Here is an 18,587-nt window from a genome sequence, read left to right on the forward strand (position 1 = left end):
GACTCGAAAAACACTAAGCCGGCGGGGCGAGAGAACCTGGTATGAACGCACTCGTCGCGGAAACCGCGGGCAGCCTGCCAATCGACCTCGCGAGCTACGCCGTCCTCGCCGTCGGCGTCCTGTTCGTCGTCGCGTGGGTCGCGTCCATCCTCCGCTAGACGCGCTCGCGGAGCCACGCGGCCGCCGCGGACGCCGTCGCCGGGTCGTGGCTTCCGACGCGAATGCGGACGCCGTCGCCGGGATAGCTCCCGACAGTCACGTCGAACTGTTCCTGTACCTCCGTCAGCGTGTCCACGAGCGCCGACTCCGGCTTCTCGGAGTGGACGACTTCGACGTGCGTGCGCTCGCCCTCGAACTCGGACTCCACCGCCTCGAACATCGCCTTCATCTCGGCCGGCACGCCGGGGAGGACGTAGACGTTCTCCACGACCGCCCCCGGCGCGACCCCCGCTTCGTTCGGGAGGAGGCGAGCGCCCTCCGGGAGGAACGTCGTCCCCTCCGCCAGATCGTCGTTGTGGTAGCCGTCGCGCTCCTCGAACCACGCGACCGCCTCGGAATGTTCGACCACCTGCCGGTCGAACGCCGCCGCGACGCCGTCCATCGTCACGTCGTCGTGCGTCGGCCCCAACCCGCCGGTGACGATGACGGCGTCGTAGCGCTCGGCGAGCCGCCGCGTCTCCGTCGCTATTTCGCCCACCTCGTCCGGCGCGACGACCGTGCGGTCGACGGTGACACCGCGCTCCGCGAGCCTGCGGCCGAGCCAGGACGCGTTCGTGTTCTCCGTCTCGCCGGAGAGCAGTTCGTCGCCGACAGTGACGATACCGACCTTCATACCGGACGAACGTGCGCCGCCGACAAAAACGCTATTCGACGTCGAGGCCGGCGTCCTCCCGGTACTGGCGGAGCCGCCGAACCTGGTTTCGAAGGTAGAACGCACCCGCCACGCCAATCAGCGCGGCGAGCACGATGACGCCCGCGAAGATATAGACGTCCTGCTGGTAGTAGTAGTTCACTTCGATGTGACCGCCGTCGTACGACTCCCAGCTGAGGTGGACGCGTCCGTCCTCGACGGAGCGCTCGTAGCCGCCGGGGTCGACGTGGCCGAGCACGGGAATCACCACGTCCATCCCGCCGGGAAGCACGACCTCGTAGGAGCCGTCGACGGGCGTGGAGACGGTGACGGTGCGCTGTCCCGCGGGCGCGGTGAACGCCACCTGTCCGGTGTCGTTCGGGAGGGACACGACGGTTGCGGAGCGCGTCTCCGACACGTCGACCACGGACTCGTTCACTACCGTGCCGTTCGGATACTGGAACTTCACGGCCGACAGGGAGATCGGCTGGTCGCCCGTGAGCTCCGTCGGCATCGAGAACGAGAGTTCCGTGGTGTTGTTCACGCGGTAGACCGCCTGGTAGGAACCCGTGGCTACGTCGACGGAGACGGTCGCGGACGTGTTCCAGTCGTAGGAGACCTCCTCGGTGTCCGCGCCCGAAAACCCCATACCCGCACAGCCGGCGGTGACGGCGAGGAGCGCGACCGCGAGAACCGCGACCAGCCGACGCCTCATGGAACGACAGCGAGGAGTTCGGCGGGCAGGTACTCGCCGATGCTGGAGAGCAGGCCGGGCGCGTCCGTGTCCTCCCGGCAGATGATGCTCTGTTCGAGCAGGCCGAGACGTTCGACAGTGACGATGTCGTGCGCGTGGCCCGCGCGGTTCACGGTCGCCCGCGTCTCCCCGCGGGTCGCGCTGTTCACGTTCACGCGGCCGGTGCCGCGCGTCCACTCGAACAGGCGGTCGCGCTCCGCCTCTGCGAGCGAACACGGCTCGCCGTACACGAACCGGAGGGGGACGTGCTGGACGAGCCCGAAGCGCTTCCGGACCTGCTCGGGCGTCCCGGGGCCGAGGCCGAGTTCGTCCGCGGGAATCCGCACCTCCTCGCCCGCGTCGAGCACGAACCCGTCTTCGTCCCAGGATTCGAGCGTGCCCGTGTAGGTCTCGCCCGCCTGGAACTGGGGCGTGATGACGCCCCACTCCTCGCGCAGGGCGTTCCGCGCGACCTCCTCGTCCGGCCCGGAGAGCGTCACTGACGGGAAGCCGTCGTGGCGAACGCCGATGTCGAACTCCACGTCGAGGTCGCCGACCGTGTTCCGGATGAGGGAGCGCAGGCCGTCGAGCGCGCGTTCGCGGGCGTCGCCGCCGACGTACACTTTGGTTGCGAGGACGACCATTATGCCGCGTTCAACTCCGATTCGAGCGCGCTGATTCGGTCGTCGATGGACGACAGCATGTCCGTGTTCTCCATCGACTCCAGGGGCGACCCGCACTCGGGGCACTCGAACCCGAAGTCCATCGCCTCACCGAACTCGAACCGAATGGAGTCCACCTCGCAGAGGTAGAACTCGTTCTCCAGTTCGTACTCGCGGCGCTCCCGCAGCGCCTCCAGGAGCCGATCCATCTCCTCCGCGAGGTTCTCCGGGATGTTGTCGTACTCGAACGTCCAGAGGTAGGTGAGCCAGCCCGAGTCCTCGTCGCGGACCCGGCGGTAGGTCGCCAGGTCGTTCTCGTAGAGGATGAAGAGCGCCCGACGCACGTCGTTCAGTTCCAGTCCGAGGCGCTCCGCGAGCTCCTCGTCCGTCACCTCGCCGTCCGGCGGCGCGGCCGCCACCGGCATCCCCGTCGGCCCGACGAGTTCGTGGAGGTACTTCTGCACCACCGGGTCGTCGAGTAAGTCCTCAAAAGCCATTTGTGTGTAACTCCGGGCCGAACGACCCTTAATACCATCGGGTACGCGGCACGCGGAGCCGAGCCACGGCGAGGCTCCGCGGAACGTGCGAGCGGCGAGCGAAGCGAACCGCGAGCCGCGGAAGCGCCGCACACCACACGCCCGCACCGCGGTGCGGCGGGCTGGTGCGCGCAGCGGTGCTTCGGGGTCGGTAGTGACGGGGTTTTTGGGGGTCGGCGGGGAATCCCGCGTATGACGTTCGACGCGAAGTCTATCGGTGTTCGCGCGGTGGAGGCCGCGGTGTTCGCGGTGCTCCTCTGGGGGTTCACCGGGATCGAACTGAGAGTGCTCGCGGGGGTGACGGCCGCCGTGTTCTCGCTCGGCGTGGCGAGCGACGCCGCCGAGGAGTACGTGGGAGACTACGCGGGGAACGTCCTGCTCGGCGTGCTGGTCGCTGTCGTGGCGGTCGCCGCGTCCGCGCTCGGCACGGTTCACGCCGCGGTCACCGCGCTCGGCGGTCTCGCCGGCGGATGGCTCGTGTTCGACGGCGTTCAACACCTCCGACACGGTATCGAACGGCCGAAGCGGACGAAGAACCCGTTCGCCGCCGCCGAGGACACGAAACGCGTCGCAGCGGTCTTCCGCGCGATCGACGACGAACCGCGGACGCGCGGCGAACTCGCCGCCGACCTCGACCTCGACGGGGAAGCGATCTCGGGCGCGCTCGACTACCTCGAAACGTCCGGCCGCGTGGAGCGCGACGGCGACACGTACCGCGTGAACGAGGAGTTCTCGCGGTCGTCGTCCCTCCGCTCCTCGCCGCGCCGCTTACTCGCGCGCGTCCTCGAACCCTTCCGACTCTAGGGACTCGACAGTCTTCCCGGTTCCCTCGGGGATCACGCGGCGCTGCGCGCCCTCCCACTCGCGGTCGAGTTCGCGGCCGTCGAAGAGGCGGTCGAGAAAGACGGCGAGACCCGCGACTTCTGAGTGGGGTTGGTTCGTCACGCCCACGTTCCAGTCCGCGTGCTCGTAGACCGTGAACGGGACTTTCTCCCCGCCGACGACGACCAGGAGGTCGTCCGCCCCGTGCGCCTCCCGGATCTCGTCCTCGACGTCCTGTACGCGTTCGCCGTACATGGTGAGGTGGACGATGTCCCCGTTCCAGTTCCGGATGAGTGCGTCCTGTTCGTCGGTGAGTTCGACGCTGAACGGGCCGCCGAATCGGCCCGTGATGTCGCGGACGGTTTCGGCGGATTGGCCGGCGTTCGCGGGGAACACGACGCGATCCGCGCCGAGCGCGCGCGCCGTCAAACCCACGTGCGTCGTCATGCGGTCGTCGCGTCCGGGACGGTGCCCGTACCGGCACACGACGACGTTACGTTCTCCCTGCATACCGTGACGGAGCGGCCGCGGCGGGTAACGCGTTTCGGAACCGAGCGTTCAAATACCGAGAGGCGGCCAGCCGGTGGCGTGACCTAACCGTCGCCGCGCGGGCCTCGCCGCGGAGTGCGCGACACACGCCCGCGCGACCCAGTCGTGTCGCCGAACGCCCCTTTTTGTTGCGGGGAGTCATAGTCCGCGTATGAGCGACTACCGCCCCGAAATCGGTGCAGGCGTCGAGAACGTCTGTCTCGACGGAACGACTGTTCTCGTCACTGGCGCGACCGACGGCGTCGGCCGGGAGACGGCGCTCGCGCTCGCCCGCCTCGGCGCGAACGTTCTCCTCCACGGACGTGACCGAGCGAAGGGAGAACGCGTTCTGGACGCCGTACGCGAGCACGCGACGGGAGAGCTCTATCTCGCTGACTACACCAGTCAGCGCGCCGTCCGAGAGTTCGCGTGCGCCGTCCGGGAGCGCCACGACGCGCTCGACGTGGTGCTCCACAACGCGGGCACGCACTTCAACGACGGCCGGCTCACGGAGGACGGCGTGGAGGCGACGTTCGCTGTGAACCACCTCGCGCCGTTCCTTCTCACGCACGAACTCATGGACGTGCTCGCCGAGGACGGCCGCGTCGTCACAGTCGCGAGCGACGCTCACCGCGGCGGGACGATCGACTTCGAGCGGTTTCGTTCCGTCGAAGGATACGACGGCCTCGCCGCTTACCGGCTGTCGAAGCTCGCGAACATCCTGTTCACACGTGAGCTCGCGGCGCGCCTGGACGGCCCAACCGCGAACGCGCTCCACCCCGGGTTCGTTCCCGGGAGCGGGCTGTGGCGGAACGCGAGCCTCCCCGTCCGCCTCGGCGTCGGAGCGGCGACCCGCCTCCCGGACGCCCTGACCGGCGGCGTGATCTCGACGCCCGCGGAGGCCGCAACTACGTCGGTCTACCTCGCGGCGTCCCCCGACGTCGCGGAGACGACTGGTCAGTACTTCGCGGAGTGCGAACGAGTGACGCCGGACGACGCCGCGCTCGACGCGGACACGCAGCGGCGGCTGTGGACGGCGAGCGCCGCGCTCACTGGTTCGAACCCGACCGTCCCGTAGGATCGGAAGGCACTTCTCCCGGCCGCCGACAGTCCGCGTATGGAACTCACGGGACAGCGAGTCGTCGTCACGGGTGCCGCCGGATTGGTGGGCTCGCACCTTGCCGCCCACCTCGCGGGCGAGAACGACGTGCTCGCCGTGGACAACCTCTCGAAGGGAACGCGCGACCGCGTCCCAGACGGCGTCGAGTTCGAGAAGGCCGACCTCCGCGACGAGCACGACGTGGCCGAGGTTATCACCGCGGACGTCGACATCGTGTTCCACTTCGCTGCGTACACGGACACGAACTACTCGAACCCCCGAAAGTTGTTCGAGGAGAACGGCGAGATGACGTACAACGTCCTCGAACGCATGAACGAGGTCGGAGTGGACAAGCTCGCGTTCACGTCGTCGTCGACGGTGTACGGAGAAGCGCCGATGCCGACGCCGGAGGACTACGCGCCCCTCGAACCCATCAGCATCTACGGCGCGTCGAAGCTCGCGGACGAGGGACTGGTGTCGACGTACGCGCACAGCCACGGCATCCAGTCATGGATGTACCGCTTCGCGAACATCGTCGGCCCCCGGCAGCGCGGGAACGTCATCCCGGACTTCATCGAGAAGCTGCTCGACGACCCGGAGACGCTTACAATCCTCGGGAACGGCCGACAGGAGAAGTCGTACATGCACGTCGAGGAGTGCGTGGACGCGATGTGTCACGTCGTCGAACACGCGGACGGCGACCTGAACACGTACAACCTCGGGACGCGAACGACGACGAGCGTGAACACAATCGCGGACATTGTCGCGGACGTGCTCGACGTAACCCCGGAGTACGAGTACACGGGCGGCGACCGCGGGTGGACGGGTGACGTGCCGAAGATGCGGCTGTCAATCGAGAAGCTGTCCGCGCTCGGCTGGGAGCCCGCTCAGTCGAGCGACGACGCGGTGCGTCGGGCGGCCCGACAGCTCGCGGACGAACTCCGCGAGTAGACGGATATTCTTTTGACGGCCAGGCTCAAACACTCGAGTAGTTCGATGTTCGATGTCGGCTCGGCGCTTCCTGCCGACCGGGTGCCCGAGGGGACGAACCTCCTCGTGGGCGGTCCGGCGATGAGTCGGAAGCGCGAAATCGCCCGGTCGCTCGTTGCGGACGGGATATCTCGCGGCGAAGGCGCGGTCGTAGTGACGACGCGGGACAGCGCTGACCGCTTGCTCGACCGGTCTCCCTCGATTCGCACGGCGACGATGGAGGGCCGCGCGGGCGTCATCGACTGCGTGACGCGCGAGCGCGGCGGCGATTACCGAGAGCGGGAGAACGTCCGATACGTCTCGTCACCGGGCGACCTCACCGACATCGGAATCCGCGCAGCCGGGTTCTTCAAGCGGTTCAGCGACGAGGGCCGTCCGGTTCGGTTCGCGCTCGCGTCGCTCTCGACGATGTTGATGTACGCGGACACTCGGCGGGTGTTCCGGTTCATGAACGTGCTCACGGGCCGCGTTCAGCAGCACGGCTGGTTTGGCGCGACGGTGCTGGAGACGGACGACCGGACGGCGTTCGATACGTTCGCGCCGCTGTTCGACGGGATGGTGCAGACGCGGCACAACGAGAACGAGGGCCGCATCGAGGTCCGCGTCCTCGGACTTGACGGCGCGCCGACGAACTGGCAGCCGTTCTAGGAGAAGTGTTCTTCTGCGGCGGCTTCGGAGGAGGCGTCCTCGCGGAGTTCGGTGTCGACGTACGAGAGGAGGTCGTTCACGAGTTCGCCGTAGTCGTCGAGGGAGTCGCGGTCGAAGCTCAGCATGACGCCCTCCCATTCGCCGAGCGGAATCTGGACGAGGATGACTTCGTTGAACCAGCGCGCGGTCACGTCGAGCGTCCCCCAGCGGTTGAACTCGCTCTGCTCGGGGACGTCGTCGAGCGCTTTGAGGATGGCGTTTTTCGCCATCTCCTCGAACTCCTCGGCGGTGAACTCGGCGGTGATGTCGTCTCGCTTGTAGAGTATGTCGTGTGTGTCCCCCTCGTAGTGGAGCGCGACGCGGAGCGTGTCGCGCTCGCTGACTTCGGAGAGAAAACCGTCGAGTACGTCATCAGTCATGGGGTTTTCTTCGACACCGCGAACCGTTAACCTTCCCCCTCAGGCGTCTGATTTCGCGACGAACCCGTAGCCGGTCGCGGCCATGACGAACAGGGCGAGCGGGCTGAAGAACGCGAACGCGTAGTAGGGCGCGTACCCGCCGATGGATGCGGAGAGGTTCGCGAGGTCGATGCTTCCGGTGAGCGTGGGCACGCCGAAGACGCCGGACATGTAGACCGCGCCCGCGTGCCACGGGATGAGCGCGCCGGTCGGGGTGCCGACGGCTTCGACGGCGCGGGAGAGATTGCGTGAGTCGAGGTCGTGCTCGTCGTAGGCGTTCCGGAGGCTGACGCCGGGGAGGACGATGCTCATGTACTGCTGGGCGCTGAAGGCGTTCGTGACGAACGCGGCGATACCGGTGCCGGCGACGAGGCTGTTCTCGCTCCAGACGAGGTCGAGGAGTTCGTCGGCGAGCACGGCGAGGACACCGATGCCTTCGAGGAGGCCGCCGAGGGAGAGCGCGAGGGCGACGACGGTGACGGTCCACGCGGATCCGGAGAGCCCGCCGGTGACGAGCAGGCCGTTCACGAGTTCGACGCCCGTCTCGGGGCTGGTGCCGTTGAGGAAGACGTTCCAGGCGGTGGTGAACTGCGCGCCCTGGAGGAGGATCGTGGTGAATGCGCCGGCGAAGACGCCGGTGACGAGCGTGGGGAGAGCGGGGACGCCGTAGAGCGCGAGGCCGAAGGTGACGACGAGCGGCAGGAAGACGAACGGGGTCGTGGCGTAGGTGCCGGCGAGCGCGCCGCGGATGCTCTCGACCTGTCCGGCGGGGATCGCGCCGCCTGCGCGGAGTCCGAGGACGGCGTAGACGAGGACGGAGAGGCCGAGCGCGAGCGCGGTGCCGACCTTCATCGCGTCGATGTGGTCGTAGAGGTCGGTGTTGGTGACGGCGGCGGCGAGGTTGGTGGTGTCGCTGAGCGGGCTCTGTTTGTCGCCGGCGTACGCGCCGGAGAGGATGGCGCCGGCGGTCATCGGCGCGGGGATCCCGAGGCCGGATCCGATGCCGATGAAGGCGACGCCGAGCGTGCCGGCGGTCGTCCAGGAGCTCCCGATGGAGAACGCGACGACGGCGGCGAGCAGCGCGGTTATCGGGAGGAAGATTTCGGGCGTGAGTATGCCGAGGCCGTAGTACATGAGTCCGGGGATGGTTCCGGCGCTGACCCAGGTGGCGATGAGTGCGTAGATGGTGAAGAGTATGAGGAGCGCCTGCAGGCCCATGATGAGGCCGTTCGAGACGGCGTCGTAGAGGTCGGCGTACGTGAGTTCGAGGCGGACGAGACCGACGAGGCCGGCGAAGACGATGCTCCAGAGGAGGGGTGCGTGCGGTGCGAGTCCGAGGTAGCCGGAGCCGACACCGAGGAAGACGACGACGCCGAGGATTGGGAGAAGCGCCTCTCCGATCGAAGGCCGGCGTTCGGGCGGGATGTCGCTGAGGGTCTTGGGTTCGAAGTCGGAATCCATCACCCCGGTATATCACTGTGGGGAATTAAATACTGTTGATTCATGTCTATTGGGAATCAGACGGGGGCGTACCGACACCCCAACGTTCAGTAAGCACGACGGCTTTCCCTCCATCAATGCGCATGGAACTCCGGGTCTGCAAGCACTGCCACGACGGGGAACACGGGAACCCCGAGAAGACAGCGGTCACGCGGGACATGGTGCGCTGCGCGAAACGCGTCCGCGAGTACAAAGACCTCATCGGCCTCGACAGCCTCTACATCACCATGGTGGAGGAAGGAGAACCCGGCGGCGCCGAAGCCCTCCCCGCCATCGTCGCGTCCATCCAAGACGACCAGATATCGCTCTCGGACACCCAGCTCGTCATGGAGGACGACGACGGCAACATGCTCGTCTACCCCGAGCCCGAGGACATCCTCGAAGTCCTCACGCGGAACATCGACCAGCTCTCAGAACAGACGCGCCAGGACGTGACGGTCGAGCTCTCCGAAGAAGGCTCGGAGATGCTGACGCGCTAGACGACCGAGACGACGACGAGCGCCAGGAAGACGCTCACCGCGATGGCGCGCAGCAAGTCGGCAGTGCTGTTCTGTGGATCCGCCTCCTCGCGGGAGACCGCCCAGATACCGAACACGAGCGCCGCGCCCGCGAGCAACGCGACCACGGCGTACACGAGGTCGAGGAGCGCGCTCATTCCTCCACCTCCCCGCCGTCGGCGGCGGTAGTTCGCCCTTCTTCACGCTGCTGCTTCTCGAAGCGAGCGCGGAGGAGGTTCCCGTAGACGGACAGCACGATCCCCATGAACAGGACGACGATTCCGAAGTTCACGCCGATGACGAGCGGGAGACTCGTCGGGCCGCCGCCGGGCGCGAGGTCGACCGGAATCGGGTAGCCGCCGTCGTAGATCGAGGCGACGAGGACACTCACGATTCCGATGACGACCACCGATCCGACGAGGTTCGTGACCCAGCGCCACGACGGCTTCAGGCGGAGTTTCTCGATGCCCGTACCGTCGTGGTCGCTCGCACCGTGGTAGCTCGGCGTGATGTTCTTCGGCACGAACGCCTTCAGCTCCACAGGGTAGAACGCGGGATGGAAACCGTGTTCGAAGATGTGGAACATGACCCCCATAATCATGATGACGCCCAGAAGGCCGTGGAAGACGATGAACGCCGTCGCCGCCGCCTTCGTCGCCATGATCTGCATCAGGCCGGTCTTGCTCCAGATGAGCAGCCCCGAGATCATCAGGAGGGTGAGCTCGACGGTGAAAATGGCGATGACGCCCTTCCCGATGTAGGAGAGAAGGGGAACCTCGTCGGCCGTGTAGCCCGCGAACTGGCGGGCGTTCGGGTGGCGTTCCTCTGCCTTCCCGAGGACGAACTTCACGTCCTGGACGAACGCGTCTACGTCGCCCCTCGTCGGGAGGATCGCCTTGAAGTTCTTCCGCCGCCCCGGCCCGACGAGCATGAACGTCAGCCAGAACACGGTGAGCACGATGAGCGCGAGCCCAGCGATGCGGTGGAGCGAGAGCACGCCCGTGTTCCCGCCCATGAGTTCGAGCACCCACCAGAGTTCGTCGTTGAACATCACGGCGTACCCCGTGAAGAACAACAGGAACACGTCGAGGGCGAGCAGGCTGTGGAAGACCGTCGTCACCTTCGTGAACTTCCCGTGGTCGAGATTCGTCATTCGCCCTCACCCCGTGTATCCGCGGCGTTCCCGCCGTCCGTCGCCGTGCGCGCGTTCTCGTCGGCGTGAACCGGCGGCTTCATCCGCGCCGCGAGCCGGCGGAAGGACGCCCAGTGAATGAACACCATCACGAGGATGAACAGGCCCATGAGGATGTCGGCGGCGTGGACGAGCACGATGAGCCAGTCGAGGACGGTCGACGAGTTCCCCTGCACGAAGTCCGTGCCGACGCCGCCGCCCGCCACGGTCGGCTGGACGCGAAAGAGGTTCTCGTGGAAGATGTTGTAGCCCTGCACGAACCAGAGTGACGCGGCGGCGACGGCGAGGCCGACAACCGCGCTGACGACCACCGCGACGCCCTCGGAGAGACCACGGCGGTCGCTCATCACTGGAACACCTCCGCGTCGTCGCCGAAGATGACTTCCATCGCGGTGTCGTTGAAGAACGGTTCCGTCTCCCGCGCTTCCATCTCGCTCGCGATCTGCTGGGAGGTGCCGACGAGGATGGCGTCCGTCGCACACTCCTCGGCACACGCCGGGCCCTTCCCGACGGTCTGGCGTTCCTCACACATCGTACACTTGTCCATGATGCCGCCCGTTCCGACGAGGCTCGCCGTCCCCTCGTCCGAGTCCGGGAACTGCGGCGCGCCGAACGGACACGCGGACAGGCAGTACTGACAGCCGACACAGAGGTCTTCTGAGACCTGCACGAAGCCGTCGTCGTTCTTCTGGAGCGCGTCGGTCGGACAGACGGAGACACAGGGCGCGTCCTCGCAGTGATAACACTGCATCGGAATGCTCGTCTCGCCCGGCATCGACCCCTTGTCCAGCGCCTCCGGAGAGTCCGTGTTCAGGCTCATCGGATCCGCCTCCTGGCCCTCGAACATGGTGGAGATGCTGATTCGCTGTTCGTCCTTCGGGATGTCCCACGTGCGCTTGCACGCGACAACACACCCCCCGCAGTCGATACACGCCTCGACGTCCGGGAAGATTCGTGTGCCCTCCCCGGTCGACATGACGCCCTGACCCATTCGTTCCTTACTGGACATAATCTATTGCACCGTCGTGTTGTCCCGCACGTCGAAGTCTTTCTGTGTCCCGATGTCGTCCGCGTCCTGAGGGAACGAGACCGCCGAGAGGTCGATTCCCATTTCGAGTTCGTCGACGACGGACTGCGTCGCCTTCTGCACCTTCACCATCGCGGCTTTCGTCTCCTGCATCTGCGTCTCGACGTCGTACCCACGGGAGGTGATGATGTTCACTGAATCCCCGATGGCGAGAGGCGCGCTCCCCTCCGGATACTTGTCGAGCAAGCTCTCACCGCGCCACATACCGCCCCAGTGGAACGGCAGGAAGACCTCCTTCGAGTTCGGTCGATGCGTGACCCGCGCCTTCACGAGGATGGAGCCGCGGTCGGTCGTCGACACGGTTACGAGGTCGCCGCCGTCCACGCCGAGTTCCTCCGCGAGGTCGGGGTGGATTTCGGCGTACATGTGGGGCTGGAGGTCGGCGAGGAAGATGTTCGACCGGGACTCCGCACCGCCACCCTGGTGTTCGACCTGCCGACCGGTGGTCATAACGACCGTTCCGGGGTCGTCCGGACTGAACCCCTGGGAGGCCAGCTGATCCATCGCGTTCCGCTGCGTGACCGCGTTGTTCTGATCCAGCCGATAGAAGTTCGTCTGCTGGCCGTTTGCCGGCCACTCCTCCACGAGATCCGGCCGCGGGCTCTCGATCGGTTCGCGGTGGACCGGGACGGTGTCGATGAAGTTCCAGGTCACGCCGCGCGCCCGTCCGCGCCCCGTCGGCGCGTCCGGCTGTTTGTAATCGTACTGCTGGTAGAACGACTCGTCGAAGTTCGCCCAGTCGTACGTCCGGTTCATCGCGACGGCCGTGTCGTAGACGGACTTGTCCTCGCGGAGCGCGTACTCGAACGGAATCGTCAACGCGTCCGGGTTCGTGGGGTCGTCCGGCATCGTCGTCGCGAAGCCCGGATACTGGGGGACGCCCTGGATTTCGCCGCTGAACGAGGAGTTCGGCCAGTCCGGCGTGTACGAATCGCGGAGCATGTTCAGCCCCGCCTCGCCCTTGGCGTCGTACGTCTCCTGCATCGGATACGGCTTGTCGGTGTCCATCGCCTCCCACTCCTGTGGGGTCGGCGCCTGCACGCCCCAGCGAGAGCGGAAGTCCTGGCCGCCGTTCCGCGGGTCGATGTCGTCCCGCCAGATGATCGGCGTCCCGGGGTGGCCTTCCCCCCAGCACGGCCACGGAAGCATCCAGTACTCGCCCGAGACGGGGAGGCTTTCCTCGTGGCACTTCGTGTCCTCCGTGCTGAACGCGTAGTCGTACTCGAGGTGTTGCTGGAGCCGCGCGGGATCCTGCTGGTAGCCGATCGTCCGGACGCCGAGGTTCACCTCGCGAAGGGCCTCCTCGTACGTCGACTTCCCGTTGTACATGTCGGGTCCGCTCCCCCAGTCGAAGTGCTCGCCCATGCCGAGCCGATCCGCGAGCTCCTGCATGATCTGCATGTCCGGCTTCGTGTTGTGGCTGGGCGGCCGAACGGGCTCAGACCACTGGACGGCCCGATGGGAGTTCGTCACGGATCGGTGGTGTTCGTACTGGCTCGCCGCCGGCAGGAGGATGACGCCGTCGTCGCGGTCTTGCATCACGGACGTGACGCTCGGGAAGAGGTCGACCACCACGAGCAGGTCGAGGGCCTCCATCGCCTGCTTCATCTTCTCCATCTCGCTGATGGAGTTCGAGGAGTGCCCCCAGATGAACGCCGCCTTCAGTTTGTCCGGCTGGTAGAGCGGCGTGTCGTGGAGCCGGTCGGGCTGGTCGAGCGCGCCCTCGAACCAGCGTGCGACCGTCATCCCCTTCTGGAACATCATCGAGCGGTCTTCCTCGGTGAGGGTCTCGTCTTCGGTTCCGGACTGCTTCCGGTAGACCTCCTCCGGCATGACGTCGTACTTCTGGTAGAGTTCCTCGTACGAGATGTCGCCGCTCGTGTACGGGCTCTTCGACCAGACGTCCGTCCAGTACTGCCAGGAGCCTTTCGAACTCACCGAGTAGTAGCCGGGGAGGACGTGGCTCGCGACGCCGAGGTCGGTCGCGCCCTGCACGTTCGCGTGGCCGCGCATCACCTGGAGGCCGCCGCCGGATCGGGCGGCGCTCCCGGAGGCGAGCGAGAGCAGCGCGTACGACCGGATGTTCTGCGTGCCGTTGTTGTGCTGGGTGCCGCCCATCGCCCACTCGATCTGGACGCTCGGCTTGTTCTCGATGATGAGGTCGCCGAGCTCCCGGATCTGGTCTTCCGGAATCCACGTGATGTCCGCGACGGTTTCGAGGTCGTACTTGTCGAGTTCGACGGCGACGTCCTCCCAGGCCTGCACGCGCTCTGAGAGCATATCGCGGTCGAGTTCGTTCTGGTCGCGGAGGTACTTGATGAGCCCCATCATCAGGGCGACGTCCGTCCCGGGACGGATGCGGTAGAAGTTGTCCGCGTGCGCCGAGGTCTTCGTGAACCGGGCGTCCACGGACGCGATGGTGCCGCCGCGCTTCTGGCCCTCGAGGATGTGCTGCATCGCGATCGGATGGGCTTCGGCGGGATTCTGCCCGATGATGATGTTGAGGTCGTAGTTCCGGTAGTCGTTGATCGTGTTCGTCATCGCGCCGTAGCCCCACGTGTTCGCGAGGCCGGCGACGGTCGTCGAGTGACAGATACGGGCCTGGTGGTCGACGTTGTTCGTGCCGAACAGCGAGGAGAGCTTCCGGAACGCGTACGCCTCCTCGTTCGAGTGGTGGGCAGACCCCATCCAGAAGACGCTGTCACGGCTGTGTTCCTCGACGATTCGGTCGAGTTCGTCCGTGATGTGGCTGTAGGCCTCGTCCCACGTGATCTTCTTCCACTCGCCGTTCTCCTTCCGCATCGGGTGCTTCAGTCGGCGGTCGGAGTGTTCGCTCCCGTAGATGGCTGCGCCCTTCGAACAGAGCGAGCCGTTATTGATCGGGTTCTCGTGCCAGGGTTCCTGGCCGACGAACGCGTTCCCTTCGCGTTCGCCGTGGAATCCGCAACCGACCGCACAGAAGTTACAGATAGTCTTTGTCAGTTCTCCGTCGGTGTCTGTCCCGTCAGTCTCCCCATCGCCGTTCTCGGCGAGGACTTGCCCGGCGCCGCTGCCGCCGAGCGCGAGCGCGCCTGCGACGGCGCTCGCCTTCATGAACGACCGTCTGTCGAGGTCGAGCGAGACTGGCTCGGCACTCACTTTGATTCACCCCACATTGTTCTGCTACTAATATTAATAACGGCCGGGGCACTAAGGTGTTACCACGGCTGTCAACTATGTACAAAAAACGTTATATAGAACTGCTTGCACGTTGTTTGATCACGGCAAGACCTTTCCCCCAGCCACCCGCACGAGGTAGTGAATGAACACCGGGGCTTTCGTCTGCTCCTGCGCAGACACCTGCGACATCGACCTCGAGGAGGTCCGTGACGGCGTCCGCGACGTCGACGTCGTCGCGAGTTCCAGCCTCCTCTGCGAAGACGGACTCGACGGCGTCTCGTACGTCATCGACGAGCACGACCTCGACCAACTCATCGTCACCACGCCCGACGACGGCTGCCAGGCCAAACTCCGGGACGTGGCGGACGCACACGACCTCCACCCGGACGCGGTGGAGTTCGTCGACCACCGCGAATCCGCCGGCTGGGTTCACGAACGCGCCGACGCGACCGACAAGACCGCTCGCCTGATCAATCGCGCGTCCACGGGCCTCGAACACGAGGCGCCCTCGCGGAGCGTCTCCCGGCAGGCCGGCGAGCGCGTCGCCGTCGTCGGGGACGCCGAGGCAGCCGCGACGCTCGCCGACTCCGCCGACGTGACCCTCATCGCGCACGGCCACGACTACGCAGACCGCGACGTCGACCTGGACGGCGTGACCGTCGAACGCGGACACGTCATGGACGTCCACGGCGAGTTCGGCGGGTTCGACCTCACCGTCGAGGCGCGCGTCACCGACGACTGCGTCTCCTGCATGAAGTGCGTTCGCCGCGGCCCTGACGACCAGGTCACCGCGGCGCCGGTCGACATCGCGCCCGGCGCCGAGGACGGCGACTGGACGGAGTGTCCGACGGACGCCATCGACCTCGACGGCACCGCGCGGACGCTGTCGTTCGACCAGGTCGTCCACCCCGGTGCGGACGCGGACACCCGCGCCGGCCGCGTCGGCTTCTACACGGGCCCCGTCGACCCCGCCACCGTCGCCGCCGTCGAAGACCTCTTGGGCGGCGTCGAGAAACCCCAGTTCCTCGACCTCGAGATGGACGTCTGCGCGGCCGGCGACCACGGCCAGGTCGGCTGTAACGCCTGCGTCGACGCCTGCCCGCACGGCGCGGTCTCACGAGAACGCGTGGACAGCGTGGAGTTCGACCCCGTCGCATGCGAGAACTGCGGCGCCTGCACGAGTTCGTGTCCGACCGGCGCCACCCGACTCCGGGAGCCGTCGAACGAACGCATCGCCCGCGAGGTCGAAGCCGTCACGACGAGCGAGAACGACGACGGCGGCTGGCTGTTCGACCGCGGTAACGACGGCATCGAGACCGAGGTCGTCGCGTTCGTCTGCTCGGAGCGCGCGGAACGCGCCGTCCGCTCCATCGGCAAGCACGCCGCCCGCGAGAACGACCTCACCTACCCACCCATTCTCCCCGTGCGCGTGAACTGCACGGACACCATCGGCGAAGGCCACGTCATGCACGCGCTCGCCGCGGGCGCCGACGGCGTCGCCATCGTCGGCTGCGGCGACGGGTGTCTCCACTCCGGCCCGGATCCGAAAGCCGCCCTCGTCGACCGCCTCAACACCGCGACGACCGACCTCGGACTGGGCGAACGCACGGCGTTCTTCGCGCCCGACCCCGACGACCCACACGGGTTCGCCGCGGACATCACCGCGTTCTTCGACGGCCTCGAGGAGACGGCGATTCCGACGGGCGAACACGAGGCGACGGGCGTCGTGGACGCCGAGAAACCCAATCCGGAGTTCAACAGCCACGACTGGACGCTCGAATCGGTACGGGAGATCGTCGACCACGTCGACCCCGAACGGGACGTGATCCGTGGGCTGGCCGACTTCGGCGTGATGTCGGTGAGCGACGACTGCACGTTCACGCCGACGTGTTCGACGCTCTGTCCGACGGACGCCATCGAACGGGACGGCGAAGCCGGCCTCCGGTTCAACCACGAGCGCTGCGTGAACTGCGGGCTCTGCGAGGACGGCTGCGTCGAGGACGCCATCACGATGAAGAACGGACTCGACCTCACCCGACTCCCCGAAAACCGGGACGGCGAAGCGTGGGAGACGGTCGCGGACGGAGAGATGCAGGAGTGTCGGCGCTGCGGGAAGCCCTTCACGAGTCAGGCGTCCGCGGAGAAAATCGAGGGCGAAGTCGGCGACGTCGTCGCCGGAATCGCGCCCGACGCCGAGGGAAGCATCTTCGAGTACTGTGGTGACTGCCGGGCGAAACTGGTGTACGACGTATGACAACGGACGTAGAAATATACGACGCACGCATCGAACTCATCGACTACTGCATCGACGCGCTCTGGGATACGCCGGACGAGTCGTTCCTCGAAACCATCGTCGCGGGCGAGATAGGACTGCCCGAGGACTCGGTGAACGACCGCCTCGACGCGGGCTTCGAACACCTCCGAGCGTTCCGGGAGCAGAACGCGGACGCGGACGTGGACTCGCTCCACGACCGTCTCAACCGCGAGTACACGAGCCTGTTCGTCGGTCCGCGGCCACCTATCCAGCCCCACGAGACGTACTTCCGTGAGGACACGGAGTTCATCGGCCAGGGGCTCGCGGAGGTCGAAGCGAGTTATAGCGCCGCCGGCTGGACGCCCCCTGAAGACTACGGGGAGGAGAACGATCACGCTGCCGTCGAACTCGCGTTTCTCCGCTATCTCGTCGCCCGGCAGCGCGCCGGCGTCGAGGAAGCGTTCGGCTACGAGCGCGTCTTTCTGGACGAACACCTCACCACGTGGGTCGGCGACTTCGCGGACGCAGTGACGGAGGAATCAGCGGAACCGTTCTACCTCGCCGCCGCGAACGTGTTCGCCGGACTCGTCGCGTTCGAGGACGAGATCGTCGCGCAGATGACCTAACTACTCGTCCGAGTCGCCGTCCTGGTCGGGGTCGACTTCGCCGTTGTTGATCTCCTGGGGCCCGACCTCGTGATCCCAGACCTCCTCTCCCTTGTACTGCATCATCATTCCGTCCGCGCGGAACCCGCCGTCATCGTGAGCCATGCGCGAACGAACGAACGCGGGCGTGATAAAACTTCACTCGATCACTCGACGCCGGGGGCGTTCGGCGGGCGTTCCTCGTCGTCGTGCAGGAACACCCGCGCGTAGAGGTCGACGTGGATGCGGAGGATCTCCGCGACGCTCACGTCGTGTTCGTCCGCCTGCGCTTCCAGGAAGGACGCGACGTCCGGAACGGGCTCGTAGTGGACGGTCGTACCGTCGACCGTGAAGTCGACGTCGAACTCGTTCGCGAGCAAGTTCTCGATCTCGAGGAGCGCCTGTTCGACCTTCGATTCGAGCGCGTCCTCGGTGTCCATCATCCGCTGGTTCCCCCACTCTTCGGCGCCCTCGACGAGCCGGTCGGACGCCTCGAACGTGACCGTCAAAACGACACCCCCTGGCCCTCGAACGCGGGCTCCCACGACGTCGGTTCCTCACACACCGGACACTGCTGAGTGAACGGCGTGGTGCGGTTGACGACGCTCATCATCGCCTCACAGTCGACACATTCGACGTACATCTATTGTTCCGGCGGCCAGGTCTCGGGCGCGGGCGATTCGCTGCCGAGCTCGTCCGCCAGTGCGATCCCCATCCCGCCCACGACCCCGAGCGCGAGAAGGCCAGTGAGGCCGGCGACGAGGTTCTGACCGAGGAACCCCTCCCCGACACCGGAGCCCGTGTGCATCGTCGTCGCGACCGTGAGGCCGGTGACGAAAATCCAGACGAGTGCCAGTCCGACGGCAGACGGAACGGTGACGCCGAGCTGGCTCACCGCGTTTCGAATACTCATACGTCACCCTCTACG

General features: G+C 66.5%; 23 protein-coding genes. 7 read left to right on the plus strand and 16 right to left on the minus strand.

What is annotated here, in order from left to right:
• Positions 1–154: 154 nt before the first annotated feature.
• The 4 genes from FQU85_RS10905 to FQU85_RS10920 are packed head-to-tail and all read right to left on the minus strand — an operon-like array spanning position 155 to position 2,742.
• Positions 155–832, minus strand: a complete 678-nt coding sequence (locus FQU85_RS10905) for a molybdopterin-binding protein (RefSeq protein WP_145847806.1) — start codon at positions 830–832, stop codon at positions 155–157.
• A gap of 31 nt (positions 833–863) precedes the next feature.
• On the minus strand, positions 864–1,565 hold the full coding sequence (locus tag FQU85_RS10910; RefSeq protein ID WP_145847808.1) for a DUF5803 family protein: 702 nt from the start codon (positions 1,563–1,565) through the stop codon (positions 864–866).
• Complete coding sequence (locus FQU85_RS10915) at positions 1,562–2,227, minus strand: DUF2110 family protein (RefSeq protein WP_145847810.1); 666 nt, start codon at positions 2,225–2,227, stop codon at positions 1,562–1,564. Before FQU85_RS10915 ends, FQU85_RS10910 begins: the two co-directional genes overlap by 4 nt.
• Complete coding sequence (locus FQU85_RS10920) at positions 2,227–2,742, minus strand: transcription factor (protein ID WP_145847812.1); 516 nt, start codon at positions 2,740–2,742, stop codon at positions 2,227–2,229. The genes FQU85_RS10915 and FQU85_RS10920 overlap by 1 nt, the downstream gene beginning before the upstream one ends.
• A gap of 231 nt (positions 2,743–2,973) precedes the next feature.
• On the opposite strand from FQU85_RS10920, the gene FQU85_RS10925 reads away from it, so the two are divergent.
• Positions 2,974–3,585: a hypothetical protein gene (locus FQU85_RS10925; RefSeq protein WP_145847814.1), complete on the plus strand. Its 612-nt coding sequence runs from the start codon at positions 2,974–2,976 to the stop codon at positions 3,583–3,585.
• On the opposite strand, the gene FQU85_RS10930 is transcribed toward FQU85_RS10925, so the two are convergent.
• Positions 3,550–4,113, minus strand: coding sequence for a tRNA (cytidine(56)-2'-O)-methyltransferase (locus FQU85_RS10930; protein WP_145847816.1), 564 nt, complete (start codon positions 4,111–4,113; stop codon positions 3,550–3,552). The two genes, FQU85_RS10925 and FQU85_RS10930, sit on opposite strands and share 36 nt — an antisense overlap.
• A 190-nt stretch (positions 4,114–4,303) precedes the next feature.
• Between FQU85_RS10930 and FQU85_RS10935 the strand changes: the two genes are divergently transcribed.
• The 3 genes from FQU85_RS10935 to FQU85_RS10945 are packed head-to-tail and all read left to right on the plus strand — an operon-like array spanning position 4,304 to position 6,868.
• A complete protein-coding gene (locus FQU85_RS10935; protein ID WP_145847818.1) occupies positions 4,304–5,209 on the plus strand; it encodes an SDR family NAD(P)-dependent oxidoreductase in 906 nt (301 codons plus the stop codon).
• Positions 5,210–5,248: 39 nt separating this feature from the next.
• On the plus strand, positions 5,249–6,181 hold the full coding sequence (locus FQU85_RS10940) for an NAD-dependent epimerase/dehydratase family protein (RefSeq protein ID WP_145847820.1): 933 nt from the start codon (positions 5,249–5,251) through the stop codon (positions 6,179–6,181).
• A gap of 45 nt (positions 6,182–6,226) precedes the next feature.
• Positions 6,227–6,868, plus strand: coding sequence for a recombinase RecA (locus FQU85_RS10945; protein WP_145847822.1), 642 nt, complete (start codon positions 6,227–6,229; stop codon positions 6,866–6,868).
• On the opposite strand, the gene FQU85_RS10950 is transcribed toward FQU85_RS10945, so the two are convergent.
• The gene (locus FQU85_RS10950; RefSeq protein WP_145847825.1) at positions 6,865–7,287 is read right to left on the minus strand and encodes a hypothetical protein; all 423 of its coding nucleotides are present in this window, start codon (positions 7,285–7,287) and stop codon (positions 6,865–6,867) included. The two genes, FQU85_RS10945 and FQU85_RS10950, sit on opposite strands and share 4 nt — an antisense overlap.
• Positions 7,288–7,326: 39 nt before the next feature.
• Positions 7,327–8,790 (minus strand): Na+/H+ antiporter NhaC family protein, encoded by a 1,464-nt coding sequence (locus FQU85_RS10955; RefSeq protein WP_370516756.1) that lies wholly within the window; start codon positions 8,788–8,790, stop codon positions 7,327–7,329.
• Between the two features lie 113 nt (positions 8,791–8,903).
• Between FQU85_RS10955 and FQU85_RS10960 the strand changes: the two genes are divergently transcribed.
• On the plus strand, positions 8,904–9,305 hold the full coding sequence (locus tag FQU85_RS10960; protein WP_145847829.1) for a hypothetical protein: 402 nt from the start codon (positions 8,904–8,906) through the stop codon (positions 9,303–9,305).
• Here the strand turns inward: FQU85_RS10960 and FQU85_RS10965 are convergent.
• The 5 genes from FQU85_RS10965 to FQU85_RS10985 are packed head-to-tail and all read right to left on the minus strand — an operon-like array spanning position 9,302 to position 14,746.
• The gene (locus FQU85_RS10965) at positions 9,302–9,481 is read right to left on the minus strand and encodes a hypothetical protein (RefSeq protein ID WP_145847832.1); all 180 of its coding nucleotides are present in this window, start codon (positions 9,479–9,481) and stop codon (positions 9,302–9,304) included. The genes FQU85_RS10960 and FQU85_RS10965 overlap by 4 nt on opposite strands.
• Positions 9,478–10,476, minus strand: a complete 999-nt coding sequence (locus tag FQU85_RS10970) for a cytochrome b/b6 domain-containing protein (protein WP_145847834.1) — start codon at positions 10,474–10,476, stop codon at positions 9,478–9,480. The genes FQU85_RS10965 and FQU85_RS10970 overlap by 4 nt, the downstream gene beginning before the upstream one ends.
• The gene (locus FQU85_RS10975) at positions 10,473–10,862 is read right to left on the minus strand and encodes a hypothetical protein (protein ID WP_145847836.1); all 390 of its coding nucleotides are present in this window, start codon (positions 10,860–10,862) and stop codon (positions 10,473–10,475) included. Before FQU85_RS10975 ends, FQU85_RS10970 begins: the two co-directional genes overlap by 4 nt.
• On the minus strand, positions 10,862–11,506 hold the full coding sequence (locus FQU85_RS10980) for a 4Fe-4S dicluster domain-containing protein (RefSeq protein WP_145847838.1): 645 nt from the start codon (positions 11,504–11,506) through the stop codon (positions 10,862–10,864). The genes FQU85_RS10975 and FQU85_RS10980 overlap by 1 nt, the downstream gene beginning before the upstream one ends.
• Positions 11,507–11,527: 21 nt before the next feature.
• Positions 11,528–14,746: a molybdopterin-dependent oxidoreductase gene (locus tag FQU85_RS10985; protein ID WP_370516774.1), complete on the minus strand. Its 3,219-nt coding sequence runs from the start codon at positions 14,744–14,746 to the stop codon at positions 11,528–11,530.
• Positions 14,747–14,903: 157 nt separating this feature from the next.
• Between FQU85_RS10985 and FQU85_RS10990 the strand changes: the two genes are divergently transcribed.
• Both FQU85_RS10990 and FQU85_RS10995 read left to right on the plus strand, forming a co-directional pair.
• Positions 14,904–17,015: a hydrogenase iron-sulfur subunit gene (locus FQU85_RS10990; RefSeq protein WP_145847843.1), complete on the plus strand. Its 2,112-nt coding sequence runs from the start codon at positions 14,904–14,906 to the stop codon at positions 17,013–17,015.
• Entirely contained in the window at positions 17,012–17,641 is a 630-nt protein-coding gene (locus FQU85_RS10995) for a molecular chaperone (RefSeq protein ID WP_145847846.1), read from the plus strand. The genes FQU85_RS10990 and FQU85_RS10995 overlap by 4 nt, the downstream gene beginning before the upstream one ends.
• Here FQU85_RS10995 and FQU85_RS13400 read toward each other — a convergent pair whose 3' ends face one another.
• Genes FQU85_RS13400 through FQU85_RS11005 form a run of 4 tightly spaced genes read right to left on the minus strand, consistent with a single transcriptional unit; the run spans position 17,642 to position 18,572 of the window.
• Positions 17,642–17,785, minus strand: coding sequence for a hypothetical protein (locus FQU85_RS13400; protein WP_168219981.1), 144 nt, complete (start codon positions 17,783–17,785; stop codon positions 17,642–17,644). It lies immediately after the preceding gene.
• 41 nt (positions 17,786–17,826) lie between these two features.
• Positions 17,827–18,168 carry a hypothetical protein gene (locus FQU85_RS11000; RefSeq protein ID WP_145847848.1) on the minus strand — a complete coding sequence of 114 codons (342 nt, stop codon included), beginning with the start codon at positions 18,166–18,168 and terminating at the stop codon, positions 17,827–17,829.
• A complete protein-coding gene (locus FQU85_RS13405) occupies positions 18,165–18,302 on the minus strand; it encodes a hypothetical protein (RefSeq protein ID WP_168219982.1) in 138 nt (45 codons plus the stop codon). Before FQU85_RS13405 ends, FQU85_RS11000 begins: the two co-directional genes overlap by 4 nt.
• The gene (locus tag FQU85_RS11005) at positions 18,303–18,572 is read right to left on the minus strand and encodes a hypothetical protein (protein WP_145847851.1); all 270 of its coding nucleotides are present in this window, start codon (positions 18,570–18,572) and stop codon (positions 18,303–18,305) included.
• Positions 18,573–18,587: the final 15 nt, after the last annotated feature.

The organism is Salarchaeum sp. JOR-1 (assembly GCF_007833275.1).
Classification (GTDB): Archaea; Halobacteriota; Halobacteria; order Halobacteriales; family Halobacteriaceae; genus Salarchaeum.

Excerpts from the sequence above, each read along its gene's own strand:
- FQU85_RS10905 (WP_145847806.1), bottom strand. The coding sequence starts at position 832 with ATGAAGGTCGGTATCGTCACTGTCGGCGACGAACTGCTCTCCGGCGAG.
- FQU85_RS10910 (WP_145847808.1), bottom strand. The coding sequence starts at position 1,565 with ATGAGGCGTCGGCTGGTCGCGGTTCTCGCGGTCGCGCTCCTCGCCGTC.
- FQU85_RS10915 (WP_145847810.1), bottom strand. The coding sequence starts at position 2,227 with ATGGTCGTCCTCGCAACCAAAGTGTACGTCGGCGGCGACGCCCGCGAA.
- FQU85_RS10920 (WP_145847812.1), bottom strand. The coding sequence starts at position 2,742 with ATGGCTTTTGAGGACTTACTCGACGACCCGGTGGTGCAGAAGTACCTC.
- FQU85_RS10925 (WP_145847814.1), top strand. The coding sequence starts at position 2,974 with ATGACGTTCGACGCGAAGTCTATCGGTGTTCGCGCGGTGGAGGCCGCG.
- FQU85_RS10930 (WP_145847816.1), bottom strand. The coding sequence starts at position 4,113 with ATGCAGGGAGAACGTAACGTCGTCGTGTGCCGGTACGGGCACCGTCCC.
- FQU85_RS10935 (WP_145847818.1), top strand. The coding sequence starts at position 4,304 with ATGAGCGACTACCGCCCCGAAATCGGTGCAGGCGTCGAGAACGTCTGT.
- FQU85_RS10940 (WP_145847820.1), top strand. The coding sequence starts at position 5,249 with ATGGAACTCACGGGACAGCGAGTCGTCGTCACGGGTGCCGCCGGATTG.
- FQU85_RS10945 (WP_145847822.1), top strand. The coding sequence starts at position 6,227 with ATGTTCGATGTCGGCTCGGCGCTTCCTGCCGACCGGGTGCCCGAGGGG.
- FQU85_RS10950 (WP_145847825.1), bottom strand. The coding sequence starts at position 7,287 with ATGACTGATGACGTACTCGACGGTTTTCTCTCCGAAGTCAGCGAGCGC.
- FQU85_RS10960 (WP_145847829.1), top strand. The coding sequence starts at position 8,904 with ATGCGCATGGAACTCCGGGTCTGCAAGCACTGCCACGACGGGGAACAC.
- FQU85_RS10965 (WP_145847832.1), bottom strand. The coding sequence starts at position 9,481 with ATGAGCGCGCTCCTCGACCTCGTGTACGCCGTGGTCGCGTTGCTCGCG.
- FQU85_RS10970 (WP_145847834.1), bottom strand. The coding sequence starts at position 10,476 with ATGACGAATCTCGACCACGGGAAGTTCACGAAGGTGACGACGGTCTTC.
- FQU85_RS10975 (WP_145847836.1), bottom strand. The coding sequence starts at position 10,862 with ATGAGCGACCGCCGTGGTCTCTCCGAGGGCGTCGCGGTGGTCGTCAGC.
- FQU85_RS10980 (WP_145847838.1), bottom strand. The coding sequence starts at position 11,506 with ATGGGTCAGGGCGTCATGTCGACCGGGGAGGGCACACGAATCTTCCCG.
- FQU85_RS10990 (WP_145847843.1), top strand. The coding sequence starts at position 14,904 with ATGAACACCGGGGCTTTCGTCTGCTCCTGCGCAGACACCTGCGACATC.
- FQU85_RS10995 (WP_145847846.1), top strand. The coding sequence starts at position 17,012 with ATGACAACGGACGTAGAAATATACGACGCACGCATCGAACTCATCGAC.
- FQU85_RS13400 (WP_168219981.1), bottom strand. The coding sequence starts at position 17,785 with ATGGCTCACGATGACGGCGGGTTCCGCGCGGACGGAATGATGATGCAG.
- FQU85_RS13405 (WP_168219982.1), bottom strand. The coding sequence starts at position 18,302 with ATGTACGTCGAATGTGTCGACTGTGAGGCGATGATGAGCGTCGTCAAC.
- FQU85_RS11005 (WP_145847851.1), bottom strand. The coding sequence starts at position 18,572 with ATGAGTATTCGAAACGCGGTGAGCCAGCTCGGCGTCACCGTTCCGTCT.